Here is a 25,721-nt window from a genome sequence, read left to right as displayed (position 1 = left end):
CTTTTCCTTATCGGGTCTTGTTCTGGATTCCTTGCCTGCTATTCAGGCGCCTGACGATTCGGGGGATGTTTCAATCCGATATTTATCAGTCAGGTTATACAGCGTTGGTCGGGTTACGCCGAGCAGGCGTGAGGCCTGCGCCATATTAAAGCTACAGGACTGCAGTGCCTGAACAATGGCGGCACGTTCCGCATTTTCCCTGACCTGCCTGAGATTCAGTTGGCTTTCGGGGCCTTCAAGGTCGCAGTTTAGCTCAAGGTCGGCGGCGGTAACACGTTTGCCGTCGGCCATGATTGTGGCCCTTTTCACCTTGTTGATCATTTCACGCACGTTGCCGGGCCATGGGTGTGTCTTGATGGCCTTGATGGCGTCTTCGGTAAAGGCCAGGTTGGGCCGATCCATTTGTTTGCCCAATGACTGCAACAGCGACTGCGCAACAACGAGGGCGTCACCTTCGCGCTCACGAAGTGCGGGAACGTCGAGAGTAATTTCACTGATCCGGTAATAAAGGTCCTCGCGGAAAGTCTCCTGATCGATCAACTGCTGTACGTCCCGGTGAGTTGCGCACACCACGCGGACATCGACAGGAACCGGGTTGACCGAGCCAACCCGATCGACCACGCGCTCCTGGAGAAAACGGAGCAGCTTGGCCTGGAGGGGCATGGGCATGTCGCCAATCTCATCCAGGAATAGGGTGCCGCCATTGGCGCTTTCGATTTTGCCTTTCTTGCTCTGGGTGGCGCCGGTGAACGAGCCCTTCTCAAAGCCAAAGAGTTCGCTTTCAAGGAGGTTCTCAGGAATAGCGGCACAGTTAATGGCCGCAAAAGGTTTATCGAAGCGGTGGCTCAGGTCATGAAGCGCCCTTGCCAGCAGCTCCTTGCCCGTGCCGGTTTCACCGGTAATCAGGGTAGTGACGTCGGTGGGGGCCACTTTTTCGAGGGTGCGACAGATGCCAAGCATCTGTGGGCTGGCCGCGACGATACCTTTGATGTTGGTGCCATTACGCTGACGGGCAAGCTCCCGGTTGTCACGTTCCAGTTCGGCCAATCGCAAGGCACGGTTCACCACGAAGGTCAGAATGTCCGCGTCCAGCGGCTTCTGGTAGAAATCACTGGCTCCCATACCGATGGCCTTGACGGCGTTCTCCTTGTCTTCCCGTCCGGTGACCACAATGATCTTGGTCATGGGCGACAACCGAAGAATTTCTTCAAGCAGTAGGAAGCCTTCTTTTGCACCACCTGGATCCGGAGGCAGACCCAGATCCAGAGTAATGACATCGGGTTCGCTTCGACGCAGTGCGGTCAGGGCTGACTCCCGGTCAGCCGCAACGCTTACTTCCAGATCTTCGCTGAAACACCAGCGCATCTGGCTTTGCAAACCCGGATCATCTTCTACGATTAGCAGTCGTCTACTCACAACGGTTACAAATCCCTTTTTGTAATGGTGACGGTCTTGCGATCAATCCTCTAAACCCTGATTCTTAACCGAAGATTGACACTTTGCAATGATAGTGTTCGCTGAATTTCGGTTTCGCCAATTATTTGGCATTCTGCTGCGGCAGTGGGTCGCCGGTAATCAGTCGCTCGGGTTCTTCCGGAGCCTGTTCCGGTTTGAACCGGGCAAGCGGGAACCGGATTGAGAAACAGGAGCCCAGGTCCGGTTCGCTGGTTACATCTATATTGCCCCCAACATTGCGCACATACTCCCTGGCCTGATAGGCACCAATGCCCATGCCCGTCAGCCCCTTGGTACTTTCGAACGGTTTAAATAACTGGGTCTGGATAAAGTCCTCGGTCATGCCGGAACCGGTGTCCTGGATGAACAGCACAACGTTGCCCTTGGCGGTTTTCAGGGTGAGAGTGATTTCGCCATCGGGTGGGGTGGCATCCTGCGCATTCTGAATCAGGTGGCCGAGAATACTGTAGAGTTGCTCCCGATCGGCATTGATGAAAATGTTTCCGGGATTATCGGCAACCCTCGGTGCAGGTTGGCGGCGGGAGTAGTGCTCCGCCAACTGGCTGACAACCTCAGTCAGGTCGATCACTTCGGTCACCAGGGTTTCGTCCGCTGGCTTGCGGATGTGATCCACAAGGTTCGACATCTTGCGCACGGCATGGTCAGTGGTGTGAATCATATCGTCGATAAAGGCCGGGTTGTTCCGGTGCCTGGGGGCGTTTTTCACCAGCAACGATAGTTGAGCAATCAGTGTTTTCAGGTCATGCACCATGAAGGCAGACGCCTTGCTTACCGCCTCAAACTGCATGGCCCTGGAAAGCCGGTTCTGGGCGTCAGTTTGTGCAAGCAGGTTACAGGTCTGCCGGGCGACAACCTTGATCAGGTCAAAGTTCTCCCAGTTGAGTTCAACGCGCGCGTAAGGGTTGCCGACCATGGCAATACCGTATAAGTCGTTGCTGAGGTATAGGGGAATGACCAGCCAACCATCCGGTGTATGTGATATCGGGTCGGGGATCTCCAGCAGGTTGTAGCTGACCGGATCGCCACGATATTCATGAAGGTCGATAATCCACTCCCGTTCCCCAAAGAAGCGGACAAGTTCGGAGTTGGCGTCGATGGTCGTGTACTTGGGCGTGACCATGTTGACTGCGTTCTTGAGGATGAAGTCGCCTCTTTCCTCTCGTATCCAGAGTGCGCCGGCGTTGCTTTCAACCAGGCTCGAAAGAATGCGGATGACTCGTTCCGGAAGTGGCGGGCTGTCGCTGAGGTCGGCCATTTCCCGGGTCATTTTCAGCCATTCGTCGCGGTAGTCGTATTTGTAATCGAAAAAGTTCTGGCTGATAAACACCATTAGCCGGGAACGCACACGGCGCGAGACCAGCAGGGTGACGAGGAATACCAGTGCGATGCTGAAGAAGAGTACCTGCAGGGCGTCGCCCCATTCGCCTCCCAGGGTTTTGACGTAGTAGCCACCCAGTGACAGGAACAACAGGTAACCACCGGCGAGTATCAGGGCTCCGGCGTGGAAGACGGCTGAACGGGAGAGCTGGAAATCCACTGGCTGTTTGCGGGTGTTAATCACGTTGACAGCAAACAAGGGCACCAGTGCAGCGTTGACCAGGCCACGGGCGTTCCAGAACGACTCCGAGACCTGGCCAAAGAGCAGGGTGTCGGCATACATGAAGAAATCAAAGGCAAACAGGCTGCCAACGGCAATACAGACATACTTCATGCTGGACCGACCGAATGACACGGAGTTTCGCCAGATCTGCTCAATCAGCGATAAGCCGAGTAAGGATAGCGCTATCTGGCCAACCACTTTGGTTTTGCCGTCCAGAATGCTGAGCCCGAAGAAATATTCCAGGACACCGCTGCCGAGTAGGAGAGCAACCAGGATCAGGGTGGCTGCCGCCAGCACTTTTCGTAGGCGACCGACAAGATTGGCAGACCGGAATGAATCGCGAAGTAGGGCGAAGAGGACGGTAATCCACGCGGCATCACGCAGAAGTTCCAGCAGGTAGCGAATAAAAAAGCTTGGTTCGCCCCAAAGGCTTTGGGTAACAAGTGAGCCGGCCCACAGCGTGGTGACCACGGCGGCGAGGAGCAAAGAACGATCAATGTCCCGGCGCAGGTATCGTGTGGCAATCAGCAGCGATAGCAACCCAAAGGCAATGGCTGCCGTGGAATGACTGATCAGGCTGAAATTATTCAACATGTTTCGCTTCCTGCGCTATGCGCCACTTTCCATAACGGCACCGATTTCGATCCTGTGCCGTTCACACCGGCTTCTTGTTCTCCCGGTAGAACCGGAATATCTCTTTTAGCGGGCGCCTGGGAGTGAAACCGAATTCCCTGGCGAACGCCCTGCCGTCGATGACTACAGGATACTTGAAAAAGTGCATCAGGTACGAAGGAAAACTTCGCAGGTTGAGTGTCCGCAGTATCATCCTGGGCAGTATGGGGGGAATGGATGGTACTGGTATGCGGCCGCAGCCGCAGAGCTTCAACGCATGCTGGTAGGCCACCCAGTCCTGCGGCGCGACATTGAAAATTCCCCGCTGGGGTTTGTTGTAAGCCAGCACGATGGCATCCGCCATGTCATCGATATGGATAAACTGCATCATCGGTGAAAAACCGGCCAGAACAGGTGCCCGTTCCATGCCCAGCAAGGTGCTGATGGAGTTGCGCACGCCCGGGCCGACAATGTTGCAGGGCCGCAGAATGGTGATATTCAGGTCCGGGTAGCGCCACAGGTAGATGTTGGCCAGGTTCTCCAGTTCCACGGAATCAATCAGGTCCGCGCTCAGCCCCGCACTTTTCAGCGGAGCTTCCTCGTCTATCAGCGCCGGGTTGTAGGCCACCGCGCCATAGACGTGGAAGGTCGACAGGACCACCACCCTTTTGATGTTGTACTTGTGGCTCAAGTCCAGCAGTTTCTGGGTACCGAGAACGTTGGCGTTGTACCGGCGCATTCGGGTGAGCTGGCTCGACATGATGCGGCCGAGATGAATGACGCCATCAAACCGGTAACGCCGGAAAAGGTCTTCGAAGGAGCGTTTGTTGAAGTCGATGCAGTAGCTGGGGATATCGTCGCCCAGATAGACCTGTTCTCGAAAATCCACGGCAACGAGGTTGCAGGTATCCCGCAGGCGGCTGATTACCTGCTGAGCCAGGGCGCCAGCGGCACCTGTTACAAGAATCTGGGGTCTGCTTTTTTCAACCATCAGAACAGCCTTTTCCTTTCGCTCAGTCCGGTATCGATCAATTCACTGATCGCTGCCTTCACCTGTTCCACCCGCTCTGTCACCTGTTCTTCGGGAATTTCCAGGTCGTCAAACACCATTGGGTCGCCAAAGTTCAGGTGGACTTTGGCCGGCAAGACAAACGGCATGGCCACCGGAGCGTAGGGAATGCCGAGCCACCGAGCCAGTGGTTTGATGTTGGCGATGGCGGGAATGGTTTCCTCACACCCGACCACGCCCACTGGCACAATGGGTGCCTTGTACTTCATGGCCAGGTGCATGAAGCCGTTACCGAACCGCTTGAGCTGGTAGCGATCCTGATACAGCTTGCCAGACCCGCGAATGCCTTCGGGGAATACGATGACGGCCTCGCCGTTGGCCAGCATCTTGGCGCAATTGGTGGGGTCGCCCAAAACCGCGCCAAACTCGTTCAGCAAATTGCCGAGGTAGGGGACGGTCGGGAAAAAACGTTCGATCATTGCCCGGGGAATGCGCGGGTTTTTCTCGCGAGAGGCAAGGGCATAGGCGATCAAAAGTCCATCTACCGGCAACTGCCCACTGTGATTCGGGACGATCAGCACCGGCCCCTCCGAGGGGATTTTGTCAACGCCGGTGGCTTCCACTCGAAAATACTTTTCGTAGATCTGGCGGGTCAGGGAGAAGCCGTACTTCATCACTTCGTTGTTATAGCCCCAGGGATCGTACCCCAGAGAACCAATCGGCTTGCGGATGCGATTGATGTGATTCTCCAGCTCTGCCGGGATCAACCGTGACTTCAGAATCGATGCTAGACCCATGTGGTTTCTACTCTCTTCCTATCATAACGCCAAGGGTATGACTCTGGCCCGTATTCAGCACGCGGTAATCGCCGAGGGCATTGGCGCTTTCAACGCACAGCATGGACTCCCAGGCAACGTCGGGGAAATCCGACAATCGTGCCGCTTTCTCCGGCCCCGGATTCCAGACAACCGTGGAGTCGCTGCCGATGGCGGTGATGCGCCGGTTCCCTGATGGGGTTTCAACGATCAGCGAATTGCCGCTTTCATAGATGCGGTCGGTTTCACCCTCGAAGCTCACTGGCCCTTGCTGTGTGTGGTAGCTCCAGTCTTTCAGGGAGTCCACGTATCCGCAGTTTTCGAGGCCTCTGACCAGCGTTTTGGAAATGTCCGGGGTCGGAAGATAGGTGTGAAGTGCCTGGGTAAACGCCAGCGGTTCCGAACCCGGATTGGTGGTGGTCAACGCCAGTTGGCAGCCGTCAGCCGAGAAGTGGAAGGTCATCAGTAACCGGGCGCGGCCGTCCCAGGCATCAGAAAAGTCACTGTTTGCATCCAGTGACAGGCTGATTTCCACGTCGTGCGCGGTTTCCCTGACATCCTCCAGCTTCCACACTGCCGTACGGGCGAAACCGTGGGAGCTGGTGGTCAGCAGCCTGCGGCGAACTTCCGGGGGGTTTTTCTCGGGCGCCCCAAACCAGGGCCAGCATATCGGGATGCCACCACGGATGGCCACGCCGGGTTCAAAGCGCGCGGTGTCGCTTATCCACAGCCAGTCTGGTTCGTCACGGGCGGCAAAGTGAGTAAGGTGAGCGCCCTGCAGGAAAAGGCGGGCGTGGAACAAGGGGTGGTGTACCTCCATGGCTTCCAGTTGCCCGATGGTTGTCCATCGGGTGAACGACCAGTGCCCGGGTTTTAGTGTCACGTAGTGCCTCGTTACAGCTTTCTGGGTGGTCAATGGATTGTCGGTCTGAGGTGCCGCAAGCGTTACGGCATGTCCTTATACTCAGGGTAAATTAAAACTGTGCTTACGGCGAGAAACCATCATAAAATCGGCCGTCCCCGTCGGAGTTTGATGAATGATTGACCAGATTGCTGCCTCAGTTCCCGAGTCTTGCCAGGCCGGAGTCGACCTATCGACGCCGGGAGGCGATCAGTGGCTGGATGACTTGGCGGATGGTCTAACGGAGCACGGCTGGATGAGCCAGGATGTGTCTGTGCTGTTAACTCCATCCCTTTTGAAGGGGCTTCGTAGTGAAGTTCGGATATTGGACCGGACCGAGGCACTGCGTAAGGCGGGTGTGGGGCGTGGTCAGGACTTGCTCCAGGACAGATCCGTAAGGCGAGACAAGATTGCGTGGCTGCAGGGCGTGACGCCGGTTCAGGCGGCGTTGTTCGAGTTCTTCGAGTCGGTCAGGCTGGGGTTGAATGAGCGGTTGTTCCTGGGGTTGAAACGGTTTGAGGCGCACTACGCCACCTATCACAACGGTGACTTCTACCGTCGCCATGTGGATAGCTTCCAGGGCAGGGCGTCGCGGGTTGTCAGCCTGGTTTTGTACCTTAATGAGGGTTGGCAGGAGGCCGACGGCGGCGCGTTGCAGATTTTCAATCGTGAAAACGAGAACGAGGTATGTGGCGTCGTATTGCCACTGGCAGGGCGGATGGCGCTGTTTATGAGCGAAGAAATTCCCCATGAGGTGTTGCCGGCCCACCGTACCCGTTACAGCGTCGCCTGCTGGTTCCGATGCGATGAAGTGCCGCTGCCATTGTAGTGCCGGAACCCTTTTGCTAATATGCGCGCCGCTTTGAGGGATTTCGCCCCAAAGCCCGTTATGGTGGCTCCATTGGTGCCTCCGCAACGATAAACCGTGAACCCGGTCAGGCCCGGAAGGGAGCAGCCGAAGCGGTGGACTTGTGTGCCGGAGTGTCGCTGATGGAGTCACCCCCAGATTTTTCCTTTTAACGCCCCCGATTATCCCTCTCTGATTGCTTCTTGTTGGCTTCTTCTAACATCCTGACCGTGCTATGGTTAAACCCATTTTTAACGGCAGTTGGCAGAACATGAGCTACCAGGTACTTGCCCGTAAGTGGCGCCCCCGGACATTCGAAGATATGGTCGGCCAGGAGCATGTGCTCCAGGCACTGATCCACGCCCTGGACAACCAGCGGCTGCACCACGCCTATCTGTTTACCGGTACCCGGGGCGTAGGCAAAACAACCATTGGCCGATTGCTGGCCCGATGCCTGAACTGCGAAACCGGCGTTACCGCCACGCCGTGTGGAACCTGCTCCAGTTGCCAGGAAATCCAGGAAGGGCGGTTTGTTGATTTGATCGAAATCGACGCAGCCTCCCGTACTGGCGTGGATGATATGCGGGAACTCACCGATAACGTCCAGTACTCGCCAACCCGTGGCCGCTTCAAGGTGTACCTCATTGACGAGGTACATATGTTGACCAACCAGTCCTTTAACGCTTTCCTCAAGACCCTTGAAGAACCCCCGGAACACGTCAAATTCCTGCTGGCGACCACGGATCCCCAGAAGCTGCCAGTGACCGTGTTGTCCCGTTGCCTGCAGTTCAACCTCAAGCGGATGACGCCCGAACACATTGCCGGGCACCTGCGCCACGTGCTGACCCAGGAAGGCATTCCTTTCGAGGAACCGGCCCTGTGGCTATTGGCACGTGCCGCGGATGGCAGTATGCGGGACGCCCTGAGCCTGACAGACCAGGCCATTGCCTTCGGCAATCAGACGCTCAGCGGCAGTGATGTCAGCAACATGCTGGGTACGATTGATCAAAGCGATATCGAGAACCTGGTGAATGCGCTGGTGGAAGACGACGGGCCCGCGCTGCTGTCCGAGATCAATCGTATTTCCGATTTTGCGCCGGATTACAGCGTGATCCTGGCGGACCTGTTGTCGCTGTTCCATCGGGTGACGATGGAACAGGTGGTGCCGGGCAGTGTCGATAATGCCCTTGGGGATGCCGCGCAGGTGGAATCCCTGGCGCGCCGGCTGAGCGCGGAAGACGCGCAACTCTTCTATCAGGCCGCGCTGATGGGCCGTAAGGACCTGGCGGTCACTCCCGATGCCCGCATGGGGTTTGAGATGACGTTGCTGCGAATGCTGGCCTTCCGGCCTGGCACTGACCGCCGTGAACCACCGGTGGTGGCCTCCGGGACGTCATCGTCAGGGCAGGAATCCCGGGAAGACCCTGAGCCTGGCCCGGCAGCATCGGAGACAATAACAGCGGCTGTTGAGCCTGAACAAGCCCCTCAACAGCCAGATTCAGAACAGCGGGCAGAGCCAGAACAACGAACCGAACCGACGCCCCAGCCGGAGCCTCAACCGGCAGCCCAGGAGCCCGTACTGGAATCCCAGCCCGCTCCCGCGCCAGAGGAGCCTGACGCTGCCTGGCTGGCGAGCCTGGATGAAGCGGCTGAATCTGCAGCGGCCGAAGCGGCCAGCACTGAGGATTATGAGCCCGAGCCCGTAGCGCCTGAGCCGGAATACGTCGAAGCGCCTCAGGCCGATGTGCCCCAGGTAGAATCAGCAGCGTCGACCGAATCGACTGAGCCGGCCGAACCGATCGAAGAACCCGCGGATACTGGCGAATTTGTCTGGGAACGTGATTTTCGCAGCCTGGGCATTGTGGGCATGCCGGGTAACCTCGCCAGTAATGCGGCTATGGCCCGCAACGGCGATGAAATCGTGCTGACCATCGATGAAGGTCATGCGCGGTTGTTGAACGCCCGCCATGAAGAAAAAATTATCGAGGCGTTGAGGAATCGGTTTGGCGCCACCATAACCCTGCGTGTGGAGCAGGGCGATGCTGAGGGCAAAACGCCGGCTGCCTGGGAAGAGCGCCAGCGGCAGGCGCGCCAGAAGGCAGCGGAAGACTCAATTCGCAATGATCCCGCAGTGCAGTCGATTGTTGAACGATTCGAGGCTCGGGTCGTCGAAAACAGTATCCGGCCGCCGAATCAGGCAAAGTCCGGCTAAGGTCTGCGGTTGGAGCCACGTGGTGGCAACTCTCTAAGGCAATTCTGTAGAAGGTGAGCGTGATGAACAATATGGGCGACCTGATGAAAAAGGCCCAGCAGATGCAGGAAGAAATGAAGAAGGCCCAGGAAGAGGCCGCCAAGGCCGAGATTACCGGCGAAGCCGGCGCGGGCCTGGTCAAGGTGACTATGAACGGTCGTCATGACGTGCGGAAAGTGGATATCGATCCGTCCCTGCTGAGCGAAGACAAGGAAATTCTGGAAGACCTGCTGGCGGCTGCTATCAACGACGCCGTGCGCCGTGTTGAGGAAAACCAGAAAGACAAAATGTCCGGCATGATGTCCGGTATGGGTATGCCTCCGGGCTTCAAGATGCCGTTCTGATCGAGGATAGCTGATGGCTTTTAGTCCGTTGGTAGACGAACTGGTGGAGTCTCTCCGCTGTCTGCCTGGCGTCGGTCAGAAAACGGCCCAGCGTATGGCCTTCCACCTGCTGGAGCGCGGCCGCTCTGGAGGCTCGCGGCTTTCTGACGCACTGAATCGTGCCATGACCGGCGTGCGCCGCTGTGAGAGCTGCCAGAACTTCGCCGATACGCCTACCTGCAATATCTGCGAAAACCCTGAACGACGGAATGGTACGCTCTGCGTGGTGGAAAGCCCCTCCGACCTTCTTGCCATTGAGCAGGCGGGCGATTATCGCGGCAGCTACTTCGTGTTGATGGGGCATCTGTCGCCCATCGACGGCGTGGGCCCCGAGGAAATCGGTATTGAGCGGCTGCTGCAACGCATCCACGGAGAAGGGGTGACGGAGCTGATCCTTGCGACCAATCCAACTGTGGAAGGTGAGGCGACTGCCCACTACATTGCCGACAGGCTGGATGGCCGCAATATCCTGATTACCCGTCTTGCCCATGGTATCCCGGTGGGGGGCGAACTGGGTTATGTTGACGGATTTACCCTGACCCATGCCTTCCGTGGCCGAAAACCTCTGACTGATTAAACCTGACCGGGATTATTATATGGATTCCAACACCCCGGCCGCTTCCGTTCCTGCGGCTCCCGACACGGTTACCTGGATTCGGGAGCCGGACGACCTGGACCGCTGGCTTGCCGAAGGGCAAGGCGAACCGCTTGCACTGGATACCGAGTTCGAACGGGTCAACACCTTCTTCCCGATTCCTGGTCTGGTCCAGTTGGGGATGGGGCAGCGGTTCTGCCTGGTAGACCCGTCGGTCGCAGAGGCGTCAGAGGGCTTTCGCAACGCGCTCACCGACCCGGACACCCCCAAATTGCTATACGCCATGAGTGAGGATCTGGAACTGTTCCGGCACTGGTTGCAGCTGGAACCGGAGGGCATTCTCGACCTGCAGATCGGCGCCGCGCTGGCCGGTGCCGGCTTTTCCGTCGGTTATGCCCGGCTGGTGGAAACTCTCTTCGGTGAATCACTGGATAAATCGGCGACGCGCTCGGATTGGGTTTCTCGCCCGCTTTCCGCGGCTCAGGAACGCTACGCTCTGGACGACGTTCGCTTCCTTGTTCCCTTGTATCACTGGGTGATTACTCGGTTGCAGAAACGGGGCCTTGAAGCGGCATTGGCTGACGAATCCACTCGATTTTCAAAGGAACTGGCAGCCCAGGATAATCCCGACAGCCATTACCTGAAACTGCGAGGCGGCTGGACATTGAGCCGCCAACAGCAGGGGGTGCTGAAAACCCTGGTGTGTTGGCGGGAACATGAGTCGCGCCTCCGGGATCGGCCCCGCAACCGTGTTGTGGCCGATGCGCTGCTGATTGCCATCGCCCAGAGACTGCCACAGTCAGTACGGGAGCTATCGAATATCCAGGGCTTGCCTCCGGCCGTGGTCAGGCGCTACGGGGATACGATTATTAATATGGTTGCGGAGGCATCGACCGCGGATAATTCCGGCATCGACGTTATCGCCGCTCCCCTGAGCCGCCAGGACCAGATGTTCTATAAACAGCTCAAACGCCTGATGGTGAAGGCGGCGGAGGAACGGGATGTGCCGGTGGAACTGCTGGCGCCTCGCAAGCGCCTTGAGGCTGTTGTACAACAACGAAACCTGGCTGCCGGGCTGTTTGACGAGGGCTGGCGCCGTGACCTCCTGGCACCGGTGCAGGAACAGATTGAGGAATTACTGAAATCATGACCGAAAAGACCTTTGTGTCGGTGTTTCGCAGCAGTAAGAAGCCGGACACGTATATCTACGTGCGACGGGGCCAGGCCTGGGATGAACTGCCGGATAGCCTGCGGGGCATATTCGGCCAGCCAATACACGCCATGGACCTGATCATGACACCGGAACGGAAGCTTGCCCGAACGTCTGGCAAGCAGGTTCTGGAGGCTATTGCCGACAAGGATTTCTTCCTGCAGATGCCTGAGGAATCCAGCGGCTACGTTGTAGACTTTCGCCGTAAACCGGAGCCCGGCCGGGAATGATTGCAGAGATTCCGTTCTGGCAACGCAAACGTCTCCATGAGATGACCGCCAAGGAATGGGAGTCCCTGTGTGACGGCTGCGGTAAATGTTGTCTGGCCAAGCTGGAAGACGAAGACACCGGCGATGTCTACTACACTGAGCTGGTATGCCGTTACATGGAGCAGGACACCTGTCAGTGCAGCGTGTACTCCGAGCGTTTGCAGAAAGTGCCTGCATGCACGGTGCTGACACCGGATACGCTGAGCGACTACCATTGGCTGCCGTATACCTGTGCCTACCGCACACTGGCGGAAGGGCGTGCGCTTGCAGACTGGCACCCGCTACGGTCGGGTGACCCCGATACGGTTCATGAAGCGGGTGTATCGGTGCGTAATCGCGTGATCTCGGAAGCCGATGTACCGGAAGACGATTGGGAAGAACACATAATTCACTGGATCCTTTGATGATAGACGCAGAAACAAACCTTGCTTACGGAATATTCTGGGCCCTGTACGCCGTCGCCTTCGTGGTGTTCTTCTACACCATATCCCGCCTGTTTCGGGTAATTCCGGTTTATGCCATCCGTACGCTGTTGCAGGCCGCGTTGATTGTCCTCCTGTTGACCCCGGTCGAGTCCGGAGAGGTAGCTGGCTGGTGGATGCCGGCCTGGTTGCACGGCGGCTACGAAACCATTCTGGGTGATGCCGCCAACGCGGGCCGGGCCTTTGTGAACATGGGCATAGCATCCCTGGTTATGGTGTTGGTGTGGGTTCTTGACCTCGTCAGATACCGGCTGGTTAAACGCTGAGACTTTCCTTGATCACCACCTCGCATGGAGCTGCCCTGATGCGACTTCTAAGCCGCCTGTTTGCTGTCATCCTCATCCTGCCAGTTACGGCGCTTGCACAGCAGGCGCCAACCCTGCAGTTACCCGACAGTGCCGATGTCCGAATTATTGTCGACATCTCCGGCTCCATGAAAACCAACGATCCGGACAACCTGCGCCGCCCGGCTGTGCGCCTGTTGGCGCGTATGCTGCCTGGGCAAGCCAATGCCGGAGTCTGGACCTTTGGTCAGTACGTCAACATGCTGGTGCCCCATGGCAAAGTCACTGATGACTGGCGGGGGCTGGCTGTCGAACGCTCAGATGAGATCAATTCGGTCGCCCTTCGGACCAATCTGGGGGAGGCGATTCAGGTTGCCAGTGATGATTACCTGTTGGGCTCGGAGAGCCTCGACAATACGGACTTCATTCTACTCACCGATGGCAAAGTGGATATCTCCGATAACGAGAGCGCCAATGATCGCGAGCGTGAGCGGATTCTGGGGGCATTGCTGGACGATTTGAGCAGCCGTGGTGCCACCCTTCATACCGTCGCATTGTCCGAGGAGGCAGATCTTTCTCTTTTGAAGAGCCTTGCGGAACGCACCGGGGGCCGCTATGCCCTTGCGTCGTCCGCTGATGCACTGACTCTGGCTTTTCTTGAAGCGCTGAACACAGCTGTACCGCAGCAGCAGATTCCCATTGAGGATAATGGCTTTCAGGTGGATGGTGGCGTAGAGGAATTTACCGCGCTGATTTTTCGCGCTGGTGACGAGTCTGCCGCTAACCGAACGCTTGAATTGGTCAGTCCCGGCGGCACCAAGGCAGGGCCGGACTCAGCCACCAAGGGAATGCGTTGGGTGCGCGAAACGGAATACGACCTGATTACCGTCACTGATCCTGAGGCGGGCGACTGGACGATCAACGGCGAGTTGGGTGAGGGCAGTCGGGTCACTGTCGTCAGCGATCTGCGGATGGTGGTGAGCCCGGTCCCGCCAACATTCACGGAAAACGAACCAGTATCCCTTCAGGTGGCCTTCTTTGAGGAAGACAGAAAAATTGAAAACCGGGACTTCCTGGGGGTTATCGATGTCAGTGTGTCATTAACCTCAGAGGACGGGCGCAGCGGTAACAAGGTGTTGTCTCCGGATGAGCCGCCGCAGGACGGCGTCTATACGGACACCATCACACGACTGCCTGATGCCGGTGAATACCAACTCAGCGTTGTTGCGGATGGTCAAACGTTCTCCCGACGCTTCAGTACCGTTACCCGATATATTCAGCCCGAGGGCGAACAAGCCCCAATTGAGGCAGTCGTTTCTGACGAGCCCTCGCAGGAAGCGCCAGTGATGGAGGATGAGTTGCCAGAGGCCTCACCCGCTCCCGAAATTGAATCGCCTGTGTCCAGTTCCGGGCCGATCGATATCAGCCAGGTTGAAGAGCCAGAACCGAAGCCGCTTGAGGAACAGCCTGTCGATAAGGAAGAGGCGGAACCGGAAACGCCGGCCACCGTTGAGGAGGCGGCGAGCGGCATTCCGTTCTGGGTATGGGCCGCTGCCGGCACCTTGGGTGTGGTGGCTGTCGCCGGGGTGGCATTCCTGTTCGTCAAGCGCAGAAAATCAGCGCAGGATCAGGGCAACAACGAGGAGCCGCCCCTGGTCGCAGAGGAAACGCCGGAGGAAGAGGCTACCGCCGCACCCGAACCTGAACAGGCGCCTGAAGACGTACCCGAAGAGATACCTGAACCAGAACCGGTGCCGGAACCCGAACCCGAACCCGAACCGGAAGAATTGCCGGAACCTGAAGAAGTGCCGGAACTCCAGCAAGACGAAGCGTTGCCCGAGGACGATATCCCCGTTGCTGATGCGGAAGTGGAGGACGGTGAAGACGAATTCGGGCTGGAGGACTTTGATCTCTCCGAGTTCGACGATTTGCCAGCCACTGATGAGGATAGTGAGCCCACCGACGACGAGTCTGAAAACGACGATAAGGATGGCGGAAAGGATCGGTAGTTGGCGGTTAATCGAACAGGGCTCTTATCAGAACGGCTTCGGTTCTCTATACTCTGAGTCTATTTTCAAACAGACGTTTAACCGTTAATTGAACAGGACACTATCAGCATGAAGTTTACCGGTACCGAGAAATATGTTGCCACTGATGACCTGCAGATGGCCGTCAACGCAGCCATAACGCTGCAACGCCCGCTACTGATCAAGGGCGAGCCCGGCACTGGTAAAACCCTCCTGGCCGAAGAAATGGCTGCGTCCCTCGGCCTGCGCCTGATTCCCTGGCACATCAAATCCACCACTAAGGCCCAACAGGGACTGTACGAATACGATGCGGTCTCCCGTCTGCGGGATTCCCAGCTCGGTGACGAGAAGGTCAAGGACATCAGCAACTACATCGTCAAGGGCAAGTTGTGGGAAGCCTTCGAATCCGAGGAACAGGTGGTACTGCTGATCGATGAAATCGACAAGGCGGATATCGAGTTCCCGAACGATCTTCTGCTTGAACTCGATCGCATGGAATTCTTCGTCTACGAGACACAGCAGTCTGTGCGTGCCAAGCATCGGCCTATCATCGTGATCACCAGTAACAACGAAAAGGAACTGCCGGATGCTTTTCTGCGCCGTTGTTTCTTCCACTACATCAGCTTCCCGGATCACGACACCATGAAGAGCATCGTGGACGTGCACTTCCCGGGTCTGCAGCAGCAGGTGGTTCGCGATGCGCTGGAAGTTTTCTTCGACGTTCGCAAGGTGCCAGGGCTGAAGAAGAAGCCGTCCACTTCAGAACTGATCGATTGGCTCAAACTGCTGATGGCGGATGACCTGTCTGCAAAAATGTTGCAGGAGAAGGACACCAGTTCCGCCTTGCCACCGCTGTATGGCGCACTGGTGAAGAACGAGCAGGATGTCCACCTGTTGCAGAAGCTGGCCTTCATGGCCCGTCGTCGCAGCTGAAATTCAGCAAGAGCAGCACCCTATGTTGATTGATTTCTTTCTCGAAGTCCGGCGGGCCAAGGTGCCCGCCAGTCTGCGCGAACTCCTCGACCTGCTTGAAGCTCTGCAGAACAGGCTCGCCTTTGCGAATATGGAAGAGTTTTACTACCTGGCTCGTGTCTGCCTGGTCAAGGACGAGCGCCATTTCGATAAATTCGACCGGGCGTTCCAGGCCTATTTCGAGGGCATAGAAAACCTCGATGACCTGATGCAGGCGTTGATTCCAGATGATTGGCTGCGCGCAGAATTTGAAAAGCAGCTGTCAGAAGAGGACAAGGCCAAAATCGATTCCCTCGGCGGGCTGGAAGAGCTGATCGATACCTTCAAGAAACGCATGGAAGAGCAGAAGGAGCGTCATCAGGGCGGCAACAAGTGGATTGGCACTGGTGGTACCTCACCCTTTGGTGCGAACGGTTACAACCCGGAAGGTTTTCGCATTGGCCAGAACAAGGGGCGTCATGGCCGGGCCGTAAAGGTTTGGGAAAAACGGGAGTTCAAGGACCTGGACGACAGCGTCACTCTCGGCATTCGCAATATCAAGGTGGCCATGCGTCGGCTGCGTAAGTTTGCTCGCCAGGGTGCCGCGGACCAGCTCGACATGGACGATACTATCCGCTCCACTGCCCGCAACGCCGGGTACCTCGACTTGAAGATGGTTCCAGAGCGGCACAATGCGGTCAAAGTCCTGATCTTCTTCGACGTGGGTGGTTCCATGGACCCTCACGTGCGGGTCTGCGAGGAGCTCTTTTCGGCTGCTCGGCTCGAATTCAAGCACATGGAGTACTTTTACTTTCATAATTTCATCTATGAAAGCGTGTGGAAAAACAACATCCGCCGGATGAACGAAACAACGAGCACCTGGGACATTCTTCACAAGTACACGCCGGACTACAAAGTGATCTTTGTAGGGGATGCCACCATGGCGCCCTATGAGGTGTCACACCCCGGCGGGTCCATCGAACACTGGAACGAGGAAGCGGGCGCAACGTGGTTTCAGCGCATTACCGATCACTTCCGCAAGGTGGTGTGGATCAATCCATTGCCGGAGAGCTACTGGGGCATGGGTGGGTCGCTCGGTATGACCCGTCAGCTGGTGAATGACCACATGTATCCGTTGACCATTGAAGGCCTGGAATCGGCCATGAAACAACTGAGCAAATAAAAAAAGCCGATGCGGTTGAGAGCATCGGCTAAGCTCGGCATATCAAACGGGGTGGCCAAAAGGCTGTCCCGCGCTTCTCTCGGAGCAAATCCGGGGCCAGTTTAAAATAGTTAATATAAATCAGTTAATTAGAATAATTTTCGTGCATCTCCCGTGAGCGGGAGATTCCTCGACGTTTTGCTCCTGTCAAAAAATCCGACGGTTTCGGATTTCCAATTGGTGATCTGGATACCGTTCTTGCCTGTTACCAAGTGTTACTCTTTCTGCCGGTTTGTTACAGAACATTGCTAGAGGCAGGAAGCGTATGGTCGCCGGAGCGCAGCAAACAGTAACGGTTGGGCGCCAGGTCAGGGTGGCGTGGCTGGTCATTTTGGTCATGATGGTGGCATCTCAGCTCGGTTTGACGCGTAGCGCCTTTGCTGAGTCGCTGGACCAGGAGATCGACCGCCTGAAAGCCGATGTGGCGGACCTCAGCCAGACGTTGTACCAACTGGAGGAGAACGTACTCTACCCAGTCGACACGCAAGTGGCAGTTTTCCTGACACTCAGGAATCGGGAGGGGCTGGATCTGGACTCGGTGGAACTGTACCTGAACGACACGCCAGTTGCTTCCCACCTCTATACCGACCAGGAACGTGACTCCCTGAAGCAGGGCGGTGTCCAGCGGCTCTATATCGGTAACCTGCCTCATGGCGCCCATCAACTAAAAGCGGTTCTGACGGCACGTTCAGCGAATGAACGCTTTGTTCGCCGTGAAGCGACCCATCAATTTCGGAAGCGGCCCGGTGAATCCCGCATACAGATGTCTCTGGATGCCGCGGCGCCGGACTACGAACCAGTGGTTTCGTTTCAGGAATGGAAATAGGGCGAAAGGATGGTCGTGCTCGCTAAGTTTCGGAAAGTCTCCACACGGTTTGCTCTCAGTCTGACCGCGGCCCTTATCCCGGGGCTGGCGTCCGGAGGCAGCGATTTGGCGTCGTTGCACTTGGGGCTCGCACAATTCGCCCTGGACACCCATGACCCGGCTGCAGCATTGCGTTATACCCGGAATGCCACTACCGAAGCCGAACGCCTGGTTCGCGCTAAAGCACTTTTGGTTACGGGGAGTCATCAAGAGGCTGAACGGCTGCTGAAAGAACTGATCGAAGGCCAGTATTACCGCGGGCAGGCGGCACTATTGCTGGCGGAACTGCCGACGGACTCTGGAGACAACAAAACCCGGGAATACCTTGAAACTGCTTCAAAGCGGGCCAGTGGCAGCGACCGGCAAAAGGCGCTTTACCGATTGGCCGAGATTGAGCGGGAGGCGGGGCATACCGATCGGGCCGGGAAAGTGCTGGCGTCCATGGAGCCAGGCTATTGGGCTGCGCTGGGTTACATGAACATTGCGGCTGACTACGGCAGGCAGGACCGGAATCCATCGCGAGCACTGGTAGCACTTCGAGTGGCTCTGGCCATGTCCGAAGAGGACGTTGACAGCCAACGCAGCCAGGAGCTCAGAAGCCGACTACTGGTTCGCGCCGGCTACCTTGCTTACGATCACGGAGACTACGAAAAGGCCATCGGCTTCCTGGAGAAAATCCCCCTGGAAAGCTACAGCACATCCCATGGCCTCTACCTTCACGGTCTTGCGCTCTCGGCCAGTGGCAACCAGCGGGCGGCAATGCAGTCCTGGCATCGCGCCAAAAAGTACCCACTGGCCTATCCTGGTGTGGCCAATGCCTGGCTTGGAACGGGTAGGGGGTACGACCTCGCCGGTTACCTGGGGCAGGCGGGTGAAGCTTATCTGGCAGCAAATGCGTCCTATGAAAGTGAACGGGTGACCCTTCGCAAACTGGCTGACCAGATCCGTCAGAAAGGTGCGTATCAGGCGCTGGTACTGGACGCACGGAACTCTGAGGCCCAATGGTTCCTTGCCGACAACCGTACGCTCACACAGCCCCGTACTGCCTATCTAATTCGTTTCATTGAGCAGCCCGCTGCCCAGGCCGCCGTCAACCGGGTGGCTGAACTGAGGGAGATGAGGCAAACACTGAATCAGCGGGAAGACAGCCTTGCTGTTTTTCGGGGGGGCATCAGTGAACGTTTGGGGCCCGTGGTGCACAACGTTGATGGCGGTCCCTTCAACGAAGAAATCAAAGAGCTGGTGCAGCGGTTGGCGAACCTGAAAGCCCGGATCACCTCTCCCGCACAACAAGAGGCGCTGAAAGGTGTAGCCAGGACATTGGCCGATCTGAAAGCGTCCGTTGGCAGGCTTGATGGAAGATTGAAAAAGAAAGATCGCAAGCTCAATGAACTGATGACACGCACCGACCATGCGCTGGAGCGGATACGGACGGTCCGTCGCACGGCCGATGCACTTCTGAGCAGGGCGGAGTCGGAACTGGATGAACTGGCTCTGGCCTATGTCGAAGAGCAGGATCACCGTATGGCGTTTGCGTTGGATCGGACCGAGCAGCAGATTGCCCACCTGTACGAGTATCTGGCCCTGGAAAACCTTGAGCGAGGTCAGCCATGAAGCCAGTGGTGTCAATTTCCCTGACGGTGCTGTTTACGGCGTTCGCGGCGAGTGCCCAGGCACAGGAATCTTTCCGGGTAGAGCTCGGTCGCGACGGCGAAACCATCGCTGATATGCGCCCGGTTTTTCTGGAATTCCAGTCCCGACCTATGCCGGCCATATCGCCAACAGAAGTTGCCCGTCGATACCAGCGATTGTTTGAACACTCTGATGAACCTGAAGTACGCATTGATGCACTTAACCGACTTTCCAATATCCAGAAGGTGACTGACGAGGACGTCAGCTTCAGCGAAGAACGCGAACAACAGGTATACCGGCAGGCTCTGGAAAGTTACGAATCCATTCTCGACAGGGGCGCCTACCAGGGCCGGCTTGATGAATTGCTATACCAGATGGCGAAGGCTCATGCCTACACGGGGCAGGCGGAGGAGTCTATTGACCGGTTACGCCAACTGGTTGGTCTGTATCCTTCGTCCTCCCTGGTACCTGAGGCCCGCTTCCGCATTGCCGAGGCAGCGTTTTCGGCGGGAGACTATGCTGAGGCTGAGTCCGAGTACAGCCGTGTGATCTCGAGTGACGGCACCGATAGCCTGAAAACCAAGGCCCGATATATGCAGGGCTGGAGCCAGTACAAACAAGGGTCTTCTGGCCGGACAAGGGCCGCAAAGACGTTCCTGGCGGTACTGGACGGTGTCGGTGAGGAAACCAGTGGGTTTCGCCGCATTCCTGCCAGCGACGCTGAACTGGTTGACGACACCTTCAGGATTGTCGCTCTGATGGCGGCGGAAGACTGGGGCGTTGAATCCCTGGCAAGCTGGTTGACCGATGCGGGTGGCAAGGGCTTCGGGTACCTGCTGTACGACAGGCTGGCAGATTACTACGCCAGCAACCGGCGTTTTGAAGACAGCGTGGCGGTGAACAATGCCTTTGTTCGCGATTTCCAGGCGCATAACGCCGTACCGGCCTTTCTGGCCCAGAATGTGGATGTCTGGCGCATGGCGGGGCAAACTGATCGCGCAAGGGCCGCCAGGGCTGAGTATGTCCAGGCATTTGCCGGCGATGCCCGTTACCAGCAACTCGCGAAAGCGGATCAGGAACGCTGGCAGAATTTCAGCCGGTCACTGGCGGACTATCACTATGATCAGGCCGAAGAGGGGCAAGCGGAGCGCCAAGTGGCATCTTTCCGGTTGGCTGGGGGGTATTACAGCCAGTTGGCTGGCCGGAGCGGCCAGAAGGGAGACGTTCTTCGCATGGCCGGTGATGCGTTCCTGCAGGCAGGTGACCACACTGACGCCTTCAAGCATTACCAGCGTGCGGCTTATGACACGGATCATGAGACAAAAGAGTATCCGGGGGCGGCGGATGCCGCCTGGGCTGCCATCGTAATTCAGCGTGATGCGCTGGACAATCGCAATTCACTTCCCGCGACACTGGACGACCTGGCTGCAGCCGCCGACCGCTTCGCGGCTGAGTTCCCAGAGGACGAACGTCAGGCTGGTCTGACGGCGGATATCGCCAACCGAATGCTCGCGGAGCATCGTTATGCTGAGGCCCTTCGGTTTGCCGAGCTTGCCATAGCCCATCCGTTGGTCAGCCCAGCCGAACGCTACAGTGCCTGGGTCGCAGCCGGTGAGGCGAGCCTGGCGATGGCGTCTTATGGGCTTGCTGAAAATGCCTGGCGTCAAGCACTGGCACTGATTTCAGAGGGGCTGTTACAGGAAGGGCGGGCCAAAGATACCGACAGTCTGAAACGGCAACTAGCCAGCAGCATCTACTACCAGGGGGAGAAAGCGGCGAGCGAGGGCCGCATTGACACCGCCGTGGCGCATTTTCAGCGTGTGGAGTCTGCGTTTCCGGGGTCGGACATTGCGATCAAGGGCCGTTACGACGCAGCGAATACACTTCTGAAGGCAGAGCGCTGGCAGGCTGCCGTTAATGAACTGACCCGATTTCGCACGGATTACCCGCAGCATGACCTGACCCCAACCGTAGGCGAAAAGCTGGTGTTTGCCTATCAGTCATCGGGCCAACTGGTGCGCGCGGCGGATGAAATCATGCGTGCCGACGAAGGAGAGTCGCCGTTCTGGGATCAGCAACTGAGGGCGGCTGAGCTGTATCACAAGGCAGAGGCCCATGCGCGTCGCAATCGCATCTACGTCGCGTGGCTCAACCGCGATTCCGCTGCTGCCGATTCCGAGAGCCATATCCTTAGTCAGACCCTGCGCCAGCGTCTTGTGCTCGACGATGTGGAGCCGCGGCGATATCGAATCGAGTTGGTAGAGCGAGAGCTCGCCAGCCAGTGGCATTCGGAAGACACGCTGACGTGGGCTGGGCGGGCAGCCATCGTGCTGGGGGCGGAAGAGTCCGAGCGGTTTGCCGATGTTCCGCTACAGATTCCATTGGCCGAATCCCTGGGGCGCAAACAAGCGGCCCTCTCGGCTGCGCGGGAGCGTCTCTCACAAGCTGAGAAGCTGATTGGCGAGGGCGCAGGTTCTGAAATTCTGTTCCGTCGGGCAGAGCTGTACCGGGTGATGGCGCAGGATCTCATGACGTCAGAAGCGCCGGCGAATCTGAGCGACCTTGAGGCAACCCAGTACCGGATGTTGCTTGAAGAAGAGGCCTACCCGTTCGAAGAGAAGGCTATTGACCTGCACGCAAGGAATCATCAACGCCTGGCGGACGGAAGGTTTGATGAGTGGATGGAACGCAGCCTGCAAGTTCTGGCGGACCTGTTCCCCGGCAGGTACGACCGGGAGGTGCGCTGGATGACGTGGAATGAGGAGGTCAACGATGATGCCTGAAACAGCACGTGCGGTTCTGCTCACAGGGTGTCTTGCGTTGCTGGCGGGGTGCGCCAGCCAGCCCAAGCCGGAGCCGGTGGTCGTCAACACCGCCGAGGCCAGTGAACTGGCACGTCAGGCCTGGGAGGCACACCAGCAGGGACGCAAGGAAGAGGCCCTCGAACGGTACCGTGAGGCTTTTGATATCAACCCGGCCAACGCGCTCACGGCCAATAACCTGGCATTGTTGCTACGAGAACAGGGACGATTTGAGGAGGCGGTGACGGTGCTGGAGACGGGGCTCAGCCATTCCCCGGCTACCGCCGAACTGCATTACAACCTTGCTGTTATCTCAGAGCTGTATCTGCTGGATCTGGATGGCGCACTGACTCACTACCGCCGTTACCGCGAGTTGGCGGGCACCGAGGAGAAGCAGGTGGCCGGATGGATTGCGGACCTTGAAAGAAGGCTGGACTGAATGCGCTTTTATCGACGATTGGCGACGGCCGGGATGAGCTTGATGCTTACCCCGTTCATGGCCTTTGCAAATGAGGCGTCCAATGCCTCGGAAGCGGTTGTGTCTCAGGCCGCGGATAACACCGTCGCACTGGGCGTGGAGGGAATCAACCACCATACCGGAGACGATGATCCCGGCGTGCTTTATATCCTGCCCTGGCAGCCGCCGACCTTGCCGCGGCGTTCACGCGCTGAACTGGATGCCGGAAGCGAGGAACTGCTCGAACCCAAGGACCCGCTGACCCTTGAGCGTCACCGGACGTTTCGTGAAACCCTGAATCCATTGTTGGATTCCACTCTTTCCCTGCAGTAGAGAACCGGGAGTCTGAATATGCTGGAAACTGTTGTTCGTTTTTTTCAGGAAGGTGGTCCCTTCATGTATCCGATTGCCATTGTGCTGGCCATCGGCCTGGCGATTACCGTTGAGCGTTTCATCTATCTCGCTTCGGTGCGCCGCCGGAACCGGCTTGCCTTTGAAAAGGGCATACTGCCGCTGCTGAGGAAGCGGGATTACCAGCGGGCGATGAAAGCCGCGACAGGCTCTGACAGTGCCATCGCGTCGATCATGAGCGCCGGCATTGGTCGGCTACTGAATAATCACTCCCGCGAAGATGTTGAGTACGCCATGGAAGAGGGGTTGATGGAAGTCTTGCCCCGTCTTGAGAAACGTACCCAATACCTGGCAACCCTGGCCAACATCGCGACACTCCTGGGCTTGTTGGGCACGATCATCGGCCTTATCGCCGCTTTTACGGCAGTGGCCGCTGCAGATCCGTCCCAGAAGGCGTCGCTGTTGTCGGAAAGTATCTCCGTTGCCATGAATACCACGGCGTTCGGGCTGATGTCGGCCATTCCCCTGTTGATGTTTCATGCACTGCTTCAGACCCGTACCAATGAAATCGTCGACAGTTTCGAGATGGCCGGGGTGAAGCTGCTGAACATTATCTCCGAGCAGCCCGCCCCCCAATCCGCCTGAGCCAGGGTTTGCCGCATGAGACGAAAACATCGCAGGCTTGTCAGTAATCCGGAACTGGATATCACGCCATTCCTGAATCTGATGATCGTGTTAGTCCCGGTATTGCTGCTGGGCATGGTCTTTAGCCAGATTCGTATGATTGAGCTCGACTTTCCCGGGATGGAGTCGGGTGAGGCGCCACAGGCTGATGAACTGCGGCTGGTGGTGGCGTTGATACCCCAGGGCCTGGAAGTGCTGGACAGTGAGAGAGGCGTGATCCGGACCCTGCCGTTGATTGAGGGGGAACAGGACTTCGACGGCCTGAGGGAAACTCTCAAGCAGATCAAGAAGCGGGTGCCGGAGAAGACTGACATCGTTCTGGAGGTCAGCCCGGACATCGACTATCAGACTCTGGTGACTGCGATGGATACGCTCCGCTCCTATCCGGCAGTTGTTGCGGCCAGTGTGGTGAAGGGAGAGCTTTTCCCGGATGTGGCACTGGCAGACGCACCTGAAAACCGGACGTTATCGGTCGAAGGGGAGGGTGCATGAAGACCTCCCGCCGTGCCCGTCGTATCCAGCGCCACTACAGCCGTATGCACCGCCCGGGAGGCCTGAATCTGGTGTCCCTGATGGACATCTTCACGATCCTGGTGTTCTTCCTGATGGTGAACTCGTCCGATGTAAAGGTTATGCAGAACACGGCCGATGTCCCACTGCCGCAATCGACCGCGGACAAGGAGGCGGTCGAAACCCTGATGGTCCAGGTAATCGGCCGGTCCATTCTCGTGCAGGGCCGGGAAGTTGCACGGTTGGATGGCATTGAAACCGGGGACAGCACCATCGGTGGGCTGGCGGATGAGCTTGCCTGGGTGCGTAACCGGAGGGGCCAGGTGCCGGAGCAGGGTCATGAGGTGACCATAATGGCAGGGCGCGCCACCGACTACCGGTTATTGAGAAAGATCATGCAAACCTGCATCGATGAAGACTTCCGGCAGGTCCGGCTGGCTGTTGAGTCGGCGAAGGAGGTCGGCAATGGCTGAGCGTCAGAACCTCTCTCCCAACAATCTCGCGACCAAACACCTTTCATCCGGGTTGCCATGGGGCGCGGAAAAGGGAGAAAACCGCCGTTTTGTGCTGGCATTGTTGGTGATGGTGGCGGTCTTTCTGCCTCCTGCGCTGCTTATTCCGGCGTTTCAGCTTCCGGAACCCGACCGCAGCGAGGCGGAGAAGATTCCGCCCCAGTTGGCGCGACTGGTAGAGCAACGCGAGGCGCCAAAGCCGATTCCAGTGCCTGAGGTTGAACCTGAACCCGAGCCGGCTCCGGAATCTGAGCCCGAGCCCGAACCTGAAAGTACAGAACCCAAAGCGGTGGAGCCGGAATTGGCTGAAGAGGTGCCCCCACCCGAGCCTGTGCGCCCGACACCCGCTCCTTCCCAAACGGTCGAGCAGGCGCGTGAAACCGCCTCCAGATCGGGTCTGATGGCAATGCAGGACCAACTTGCCAGTATGCGGGCTCCAGAGCCGGACGCCGTGGACACCCTGGCGGCCAACGTCGATGCCGAGACCGCAAGCGGCGATGGAGATCTGTTCGGTGCCGAAACTGACCCCGGCAGGGCGCTTGCTGGCAGCGGCGGCGTCACTCGGGAAGCCGCGCCAGAAACTGAGGTGGCAGTGGCTGGCCATCAGGTTCGTAACGTGGAGGTGGCGCAGGAAGCAGCGCCAGAAGCTGCGCCGGAGCCCACCGGCGGACCGGGGCAGCGGGGCATGAGCAACATCCGCCAGGTGTTCGACGCCCAGAAAACGTCACTCTACTCCCTCTACCGACGCGAGCTGCGTCAGGACCCGACGCTGGAAGGTAAGGTTATGCTGGAATTGGTGATCGAACCGGATGGGTCAGTATCGCGTTGCGAGGTGGTGAGCTCCGAGCTGGGCAATCAAAGCCTGGAACAACGCATTGCCATGCGCGTACGCCTGTTCAATTTCGGCGAGGACGATGTGGAACCCAGGACGGTGCGATTCCCCATCGATTTCCTGCCGGGTTAGTTCAGGGGCCC

General features: G+C 57.8%; 25 protein-coding genes and 1 other RNA gene. 21 read left to right on the top strand and 5 right to left on the bottom strand.

Annotated features, from left to right (window positions below):
* Positions 1-42: 42 nt before the first annotated feature.
* The 5 genes from prsR to AAGD24_RS11570 form a co-directional block, all read right to left on the bottom strand.
* A complete protein-coding gene (gene prsR / locus AAGD24_RS11590; RefSeq protein ID WP_051946725.1) occupies positions 43-1,365 on the bottom strand; it encodes a PEP-CTERM-box response regulator transcription factor in 1,323 nt (440 codons plus the stop codon).
* Between the two features lie 172 nt (positions 1,366-1,537).
* Positions 1,538-3,670: an XrtA/PEP-CTERM system histidine kinase PrsK gene (gene prsK, locus AAGD24_RS11585; protein ID WP_036205430.1), complete on the bottom strand. Its 2,133-nt coding sequence runs from the start codon at positions 3,668-3,670 to the stop codon at positions 1,538-1,540.
* Between the two features lie 61 nt (positions 3,671-3,731).
* Positions 3,732-4,679: an SDR family oxidoreductase gene (locus tag AAGD24_RS11580; RefSeq protein WP_036205431.1), complete on the bottom strand. Its 948-nt coding sequence runs from the start codon at positions 4,677-4,679 to the stop codon at positions 3,732-3,734.
* A complete protein-coding gene (locus AAGD24_RS11575) occupies positions 4,679-5,494 on the bottom strand; it encodes a lysophospholipid acyltransferase family protein (protein WP_036205432.1) in 816 nt (271 codons plus the stop codon). Before AAGD24_RS11575 ends, AAGD24_RS11580 begins: the two co-directional genes overlap by 1 nt.
* A gap of 7 nt (positions 5,495-5,501) precedes the next feature.
* The gene (locus tag AAGD24_RS11570) at positions 5,502-6,332 is read right to left on the bottom strand and encodes a D-hexose-6-phosphate mutarotase (protein ID WP_197061309.1); all 831 of its coding nucleotides are present in this window, start codon (positions 6,330-6,332) and stop codon (positions 5,502-5,504) included.
* A 217-nt stretch (positions 6,333-6,549) separates the two neighbouring features.
* On the opposite strand from AAGD24_RS11570, the gene AAGD24_RS11565 reads away from it, so the two are divergent.
* The 21 genes from AAGD24_RS11565 (at position 6,550) to AAGD24_RS11465 (ending at position 25,710) form a co-directional block, all read left to right on the top strand.
* Positions 6,550-7,242, top strand: a complete 693-nt coding sequence (locus tag AAGD24_RS11565; protein WP_036205439.1) for a 2OG-Fe(II) oxygenase — start codon at positions 6,550-6,552, stop codon at positions 7,240-7,242.
* A gap of 70 nt (positions 7,243-7,312) precedes the next feature.
* Positions 7,313-7,409: signal recognition particle sRNA small type (ffs, locus tag AAGD24_RS11560), an RNA gene on the top strand.
* A gap of 122 nt (positions 7,410-7,531) precedes the next feature.
* Positions 7,532-9,472 (top strand): DNA polymerase III subunit gamma/tau, encoded by a 1,941-nt coding sequence (dnaX, locus tag AAGD24_RS11555; RefSeq protein WP_379867337.1) that lies wholly within the window; start codon positions 7,532-7,534, stop codon positions 9,470-9,472.
* A 59-nt stretch (positions 9,473-9,531) separates the two neighbouring features.
* Positions 9,532-9,855: a YbaB/EbfC family nucleoid-associated protein gene (locus AAGD24_RS11550; protein ID WP_174447635.1), complete on the top strand. Its 324-nt coding sequence runs from the start codon at positions 9,532-9,534 to the stop codon at positions 9,853-9,855.
* 13 nt (positions 9,856-9,868) lie between these two features.
* A complete protein-coding gene (gene recR / locus AAGD24_RS11545; protein ID WP_379865153.1) occupies positions 9,869-10,471 on the top strand; it encodes a recombination mediator RecR in 603 nt (200 codons plus the stop codon).
* A gap of 19 nt (positions 10,472-10,490) precedes the next feature.
* A complete protein-coding gene (locus tag AAGD24_RS11540; protein ID WP_041334784.1) occupies positions 10,491-11,639 on the top strand; it encodes an HRDC domain-containing protein in 1,149 nt (382 codons plus the stop codon).
* Complete coding sequence (locus AAGD24_RS11535) at positions 11,636-11,929, top strand: YcgL domain-containing protein (RefSeq protein ID WP_036205443.1); 294 nt, start codon at positions 11,636-11,638, stop codon at positions 11,927-11,929. The genes AAGD24_RS11540 and AAGD24_RS11535 overlap by 4 nt, the downstream gene beginning before the upstream one ends.
* Positions 11,926-12,372 (top strand): YcgN family cysteine cluster protein, encoded by a 447-nt coding sequence (locus tag AAGD24_RS11530; RefSeq protein WP_036205444.1) that lies wholly within the window; start codon positions 11,926-11,928, stop codon positions 12,370-12,372. Before AAGD24_RS11535 ends, AAGD24_RS11530 begins: the two co-directional genes overlap by 4 nt.
* The gene (locus AAGD24_RS11525; protein WP_036205445.1) at positions 12,372-12,716 is read left to right on the top strand and encodes a hypothetical protein; all 345 of its coding nucleotides are present in this window, start codon (positions 12,372-12,374) and stop codon (positions 12,714-12,716) included. The genes AAGD24_RS11530 and AAGD24_RS11525 overlap by 1 nt, the downstream gene beginning before the upstream one ends.
* Positions 12,717-12,754: 38 nt before the next feature.
* Positions 12,755-14,743 carry a hypothetical protein gene (locus AAGD24_RS11520; RefSeq protein WP_379865151.1) on the top strand — a complete coding sequence of 663 codons (1,989 nt, stop codon included), beginning with the start codon at positions 12,755-12,757 and terminating at the stop codon, positions 14,741-14,743.
* A 108-nt stretch (positions 14,744-14,851) separates the two neighbouring features.
* Positions 14,852-15,694 (top strand): MoxR family ATPase, encoded by an 843-nt coding sequence (locus AAGD24_RS11515; RefSeq protein WP_075196100.1) that lies wholly within the window; start codon positions 14,852-14,854, stop codon positions 15,692-15,694.
* 22 nt (positions 15,695-15,716) lie between these two features.
* Entirely contained in the window at positions 15,717-16,895 is a 1,179-nt protein-coding gene (locus tag AAGD24_RS11510) for a VWA domain-containing protein (protein ID WP_007152565.1), read from the top strand.
* A gap of 304 nt (positions 16,896-17,199) precedes the next feature.
* On the top strand, positions 17,200-17,760 hold the full coding sequence (locus AAGD24_RS11505; protein WP_052479513.1) for a hypothetical protein: 561 nt from the start codon (positions 17,200-17,202) through the stop codon (positions 17,758-17,760).
* Between the two features lie 9 nt (positions 17,761-17,769).
* Positions 17,770-19,413 (top strand): tetratricopeptide repeat protein, encoded by a 1,644-nt coding sequence (locus AAGD24_RS11500; RefSeq protein ID WP_379865149.1) that lies wholly within the window; start codon positions 17,770-17,772, stop codon positions 19,411-19,413.
* Positions 19,410-22,214: a tetratricopeptide repeat protein gene (locus AAGD24_RS11495; protein ID WP_126812509.1), complete on the top strand. Its 2,805-nt coding sequence runs from the start codon at positions 19,410-19,412 to the stop codon at positions 22,212-22,214. Before AAGD24_RS11500 ends, AAGD24_RS11495 begins: the two co-directional genes overlap by 4 nt.
* On the top strand, positions 22,204-22,671 hold the full coding sequence (locus AAGD24_RS11490; RefSeq protein WP_379865147.1) for a tetratricopeptide repeat protein: 468 nt from the start codon (positions 22,204-22,206) through the stop codon (positions 22,669-22,671). Before AAGD24_RS11495 ends, AAGD24_RS11490 begins: the two co-directional genes overlap by 11 nt.
* 42 nt (positions 22,672-22,713) lie before the next feature.
* Complete coding sequence (locus AAGD24_RS11485; RefSeq protein ID WP_127401405.1) at positions 22,714-23,022, top strand: hypothetical protein; 309 nt, start codon at positions 22,714-22,716, stop codon at positions 23,020-23,022.
* 18 nt (positions 23,023-23,040) lie between these two features.
* Positions 23,041-23,685 carry a MotA/TolQ/ExbB proton channel family protein gene (locus AAGD24_RS11480; RefSeq protein ID WP_036205450.1) on the top strand — a complete coding sequence of 215 codons (645 nt, stop codon included), beginning with the start codon at positions 23,041-23,043 and terminating at the stop codon, positions 23,683-23,685.
* A gap of 15 nt (positions 23,686-23,700) precedes the next feature.
* Complete coding sequence (locus AAGD24_RS11475; RefSeq protein WP_036205451.1) at positions 23,701-24,216, top strand: biopolymer transporter ExbD; 516 nt, start codon at positions 23,701-23,703, stop codon at positions 24,214-24,216.
* Positions 24,213-24,707 (top strand): biopolymer transporter ExbD, encoded by a 495-nt coding sequence (locus AAGD24_RS11470; protein WP_036205453.1) that lies wholly within the window; start codon positions 24,213-24,215, stop codon positions 24,705-24,707. The genes AAGD24_RS11475 and AAGD24_RS11470 overlap by 4 nt, the downstream gene beginning before the upstream one ends.
* The gene (locus AAGD24_RS11465; protein WP_379865145.1) at positions 24,700-25,710 is read left to right on the top strand and encodes an AgmX/PglI C-terminal domain-containing protein; all 1,011 of its coding nucleotides are present in this window, start codon (positions 24,700-24,702) and stop codon (positions 25,708-25,710) included. The genes AAGD24_RS11470 and AAGD24_RS11465 overlap by 8 nt, the downstream gene beginning before the upstream one ends.
* Positions 25,711-25,721 lie beyond the last annotated feature (11 nt).

Origin of the sequence: Marinobacter sp. M5B (genome assembly GCF_042604615.1) — a bacterium.
GTDB classification, from domain to species: domain Bacteria; phylum Pseudomonadota; class Gammaproteobacteria; order Pseudomonadales; family Oleiphilaceae; genus Marinobacter; species Marinobacter salarius.
This window is presented reverse-complemented; position numbering and strand designations above follow the sequence as displayed.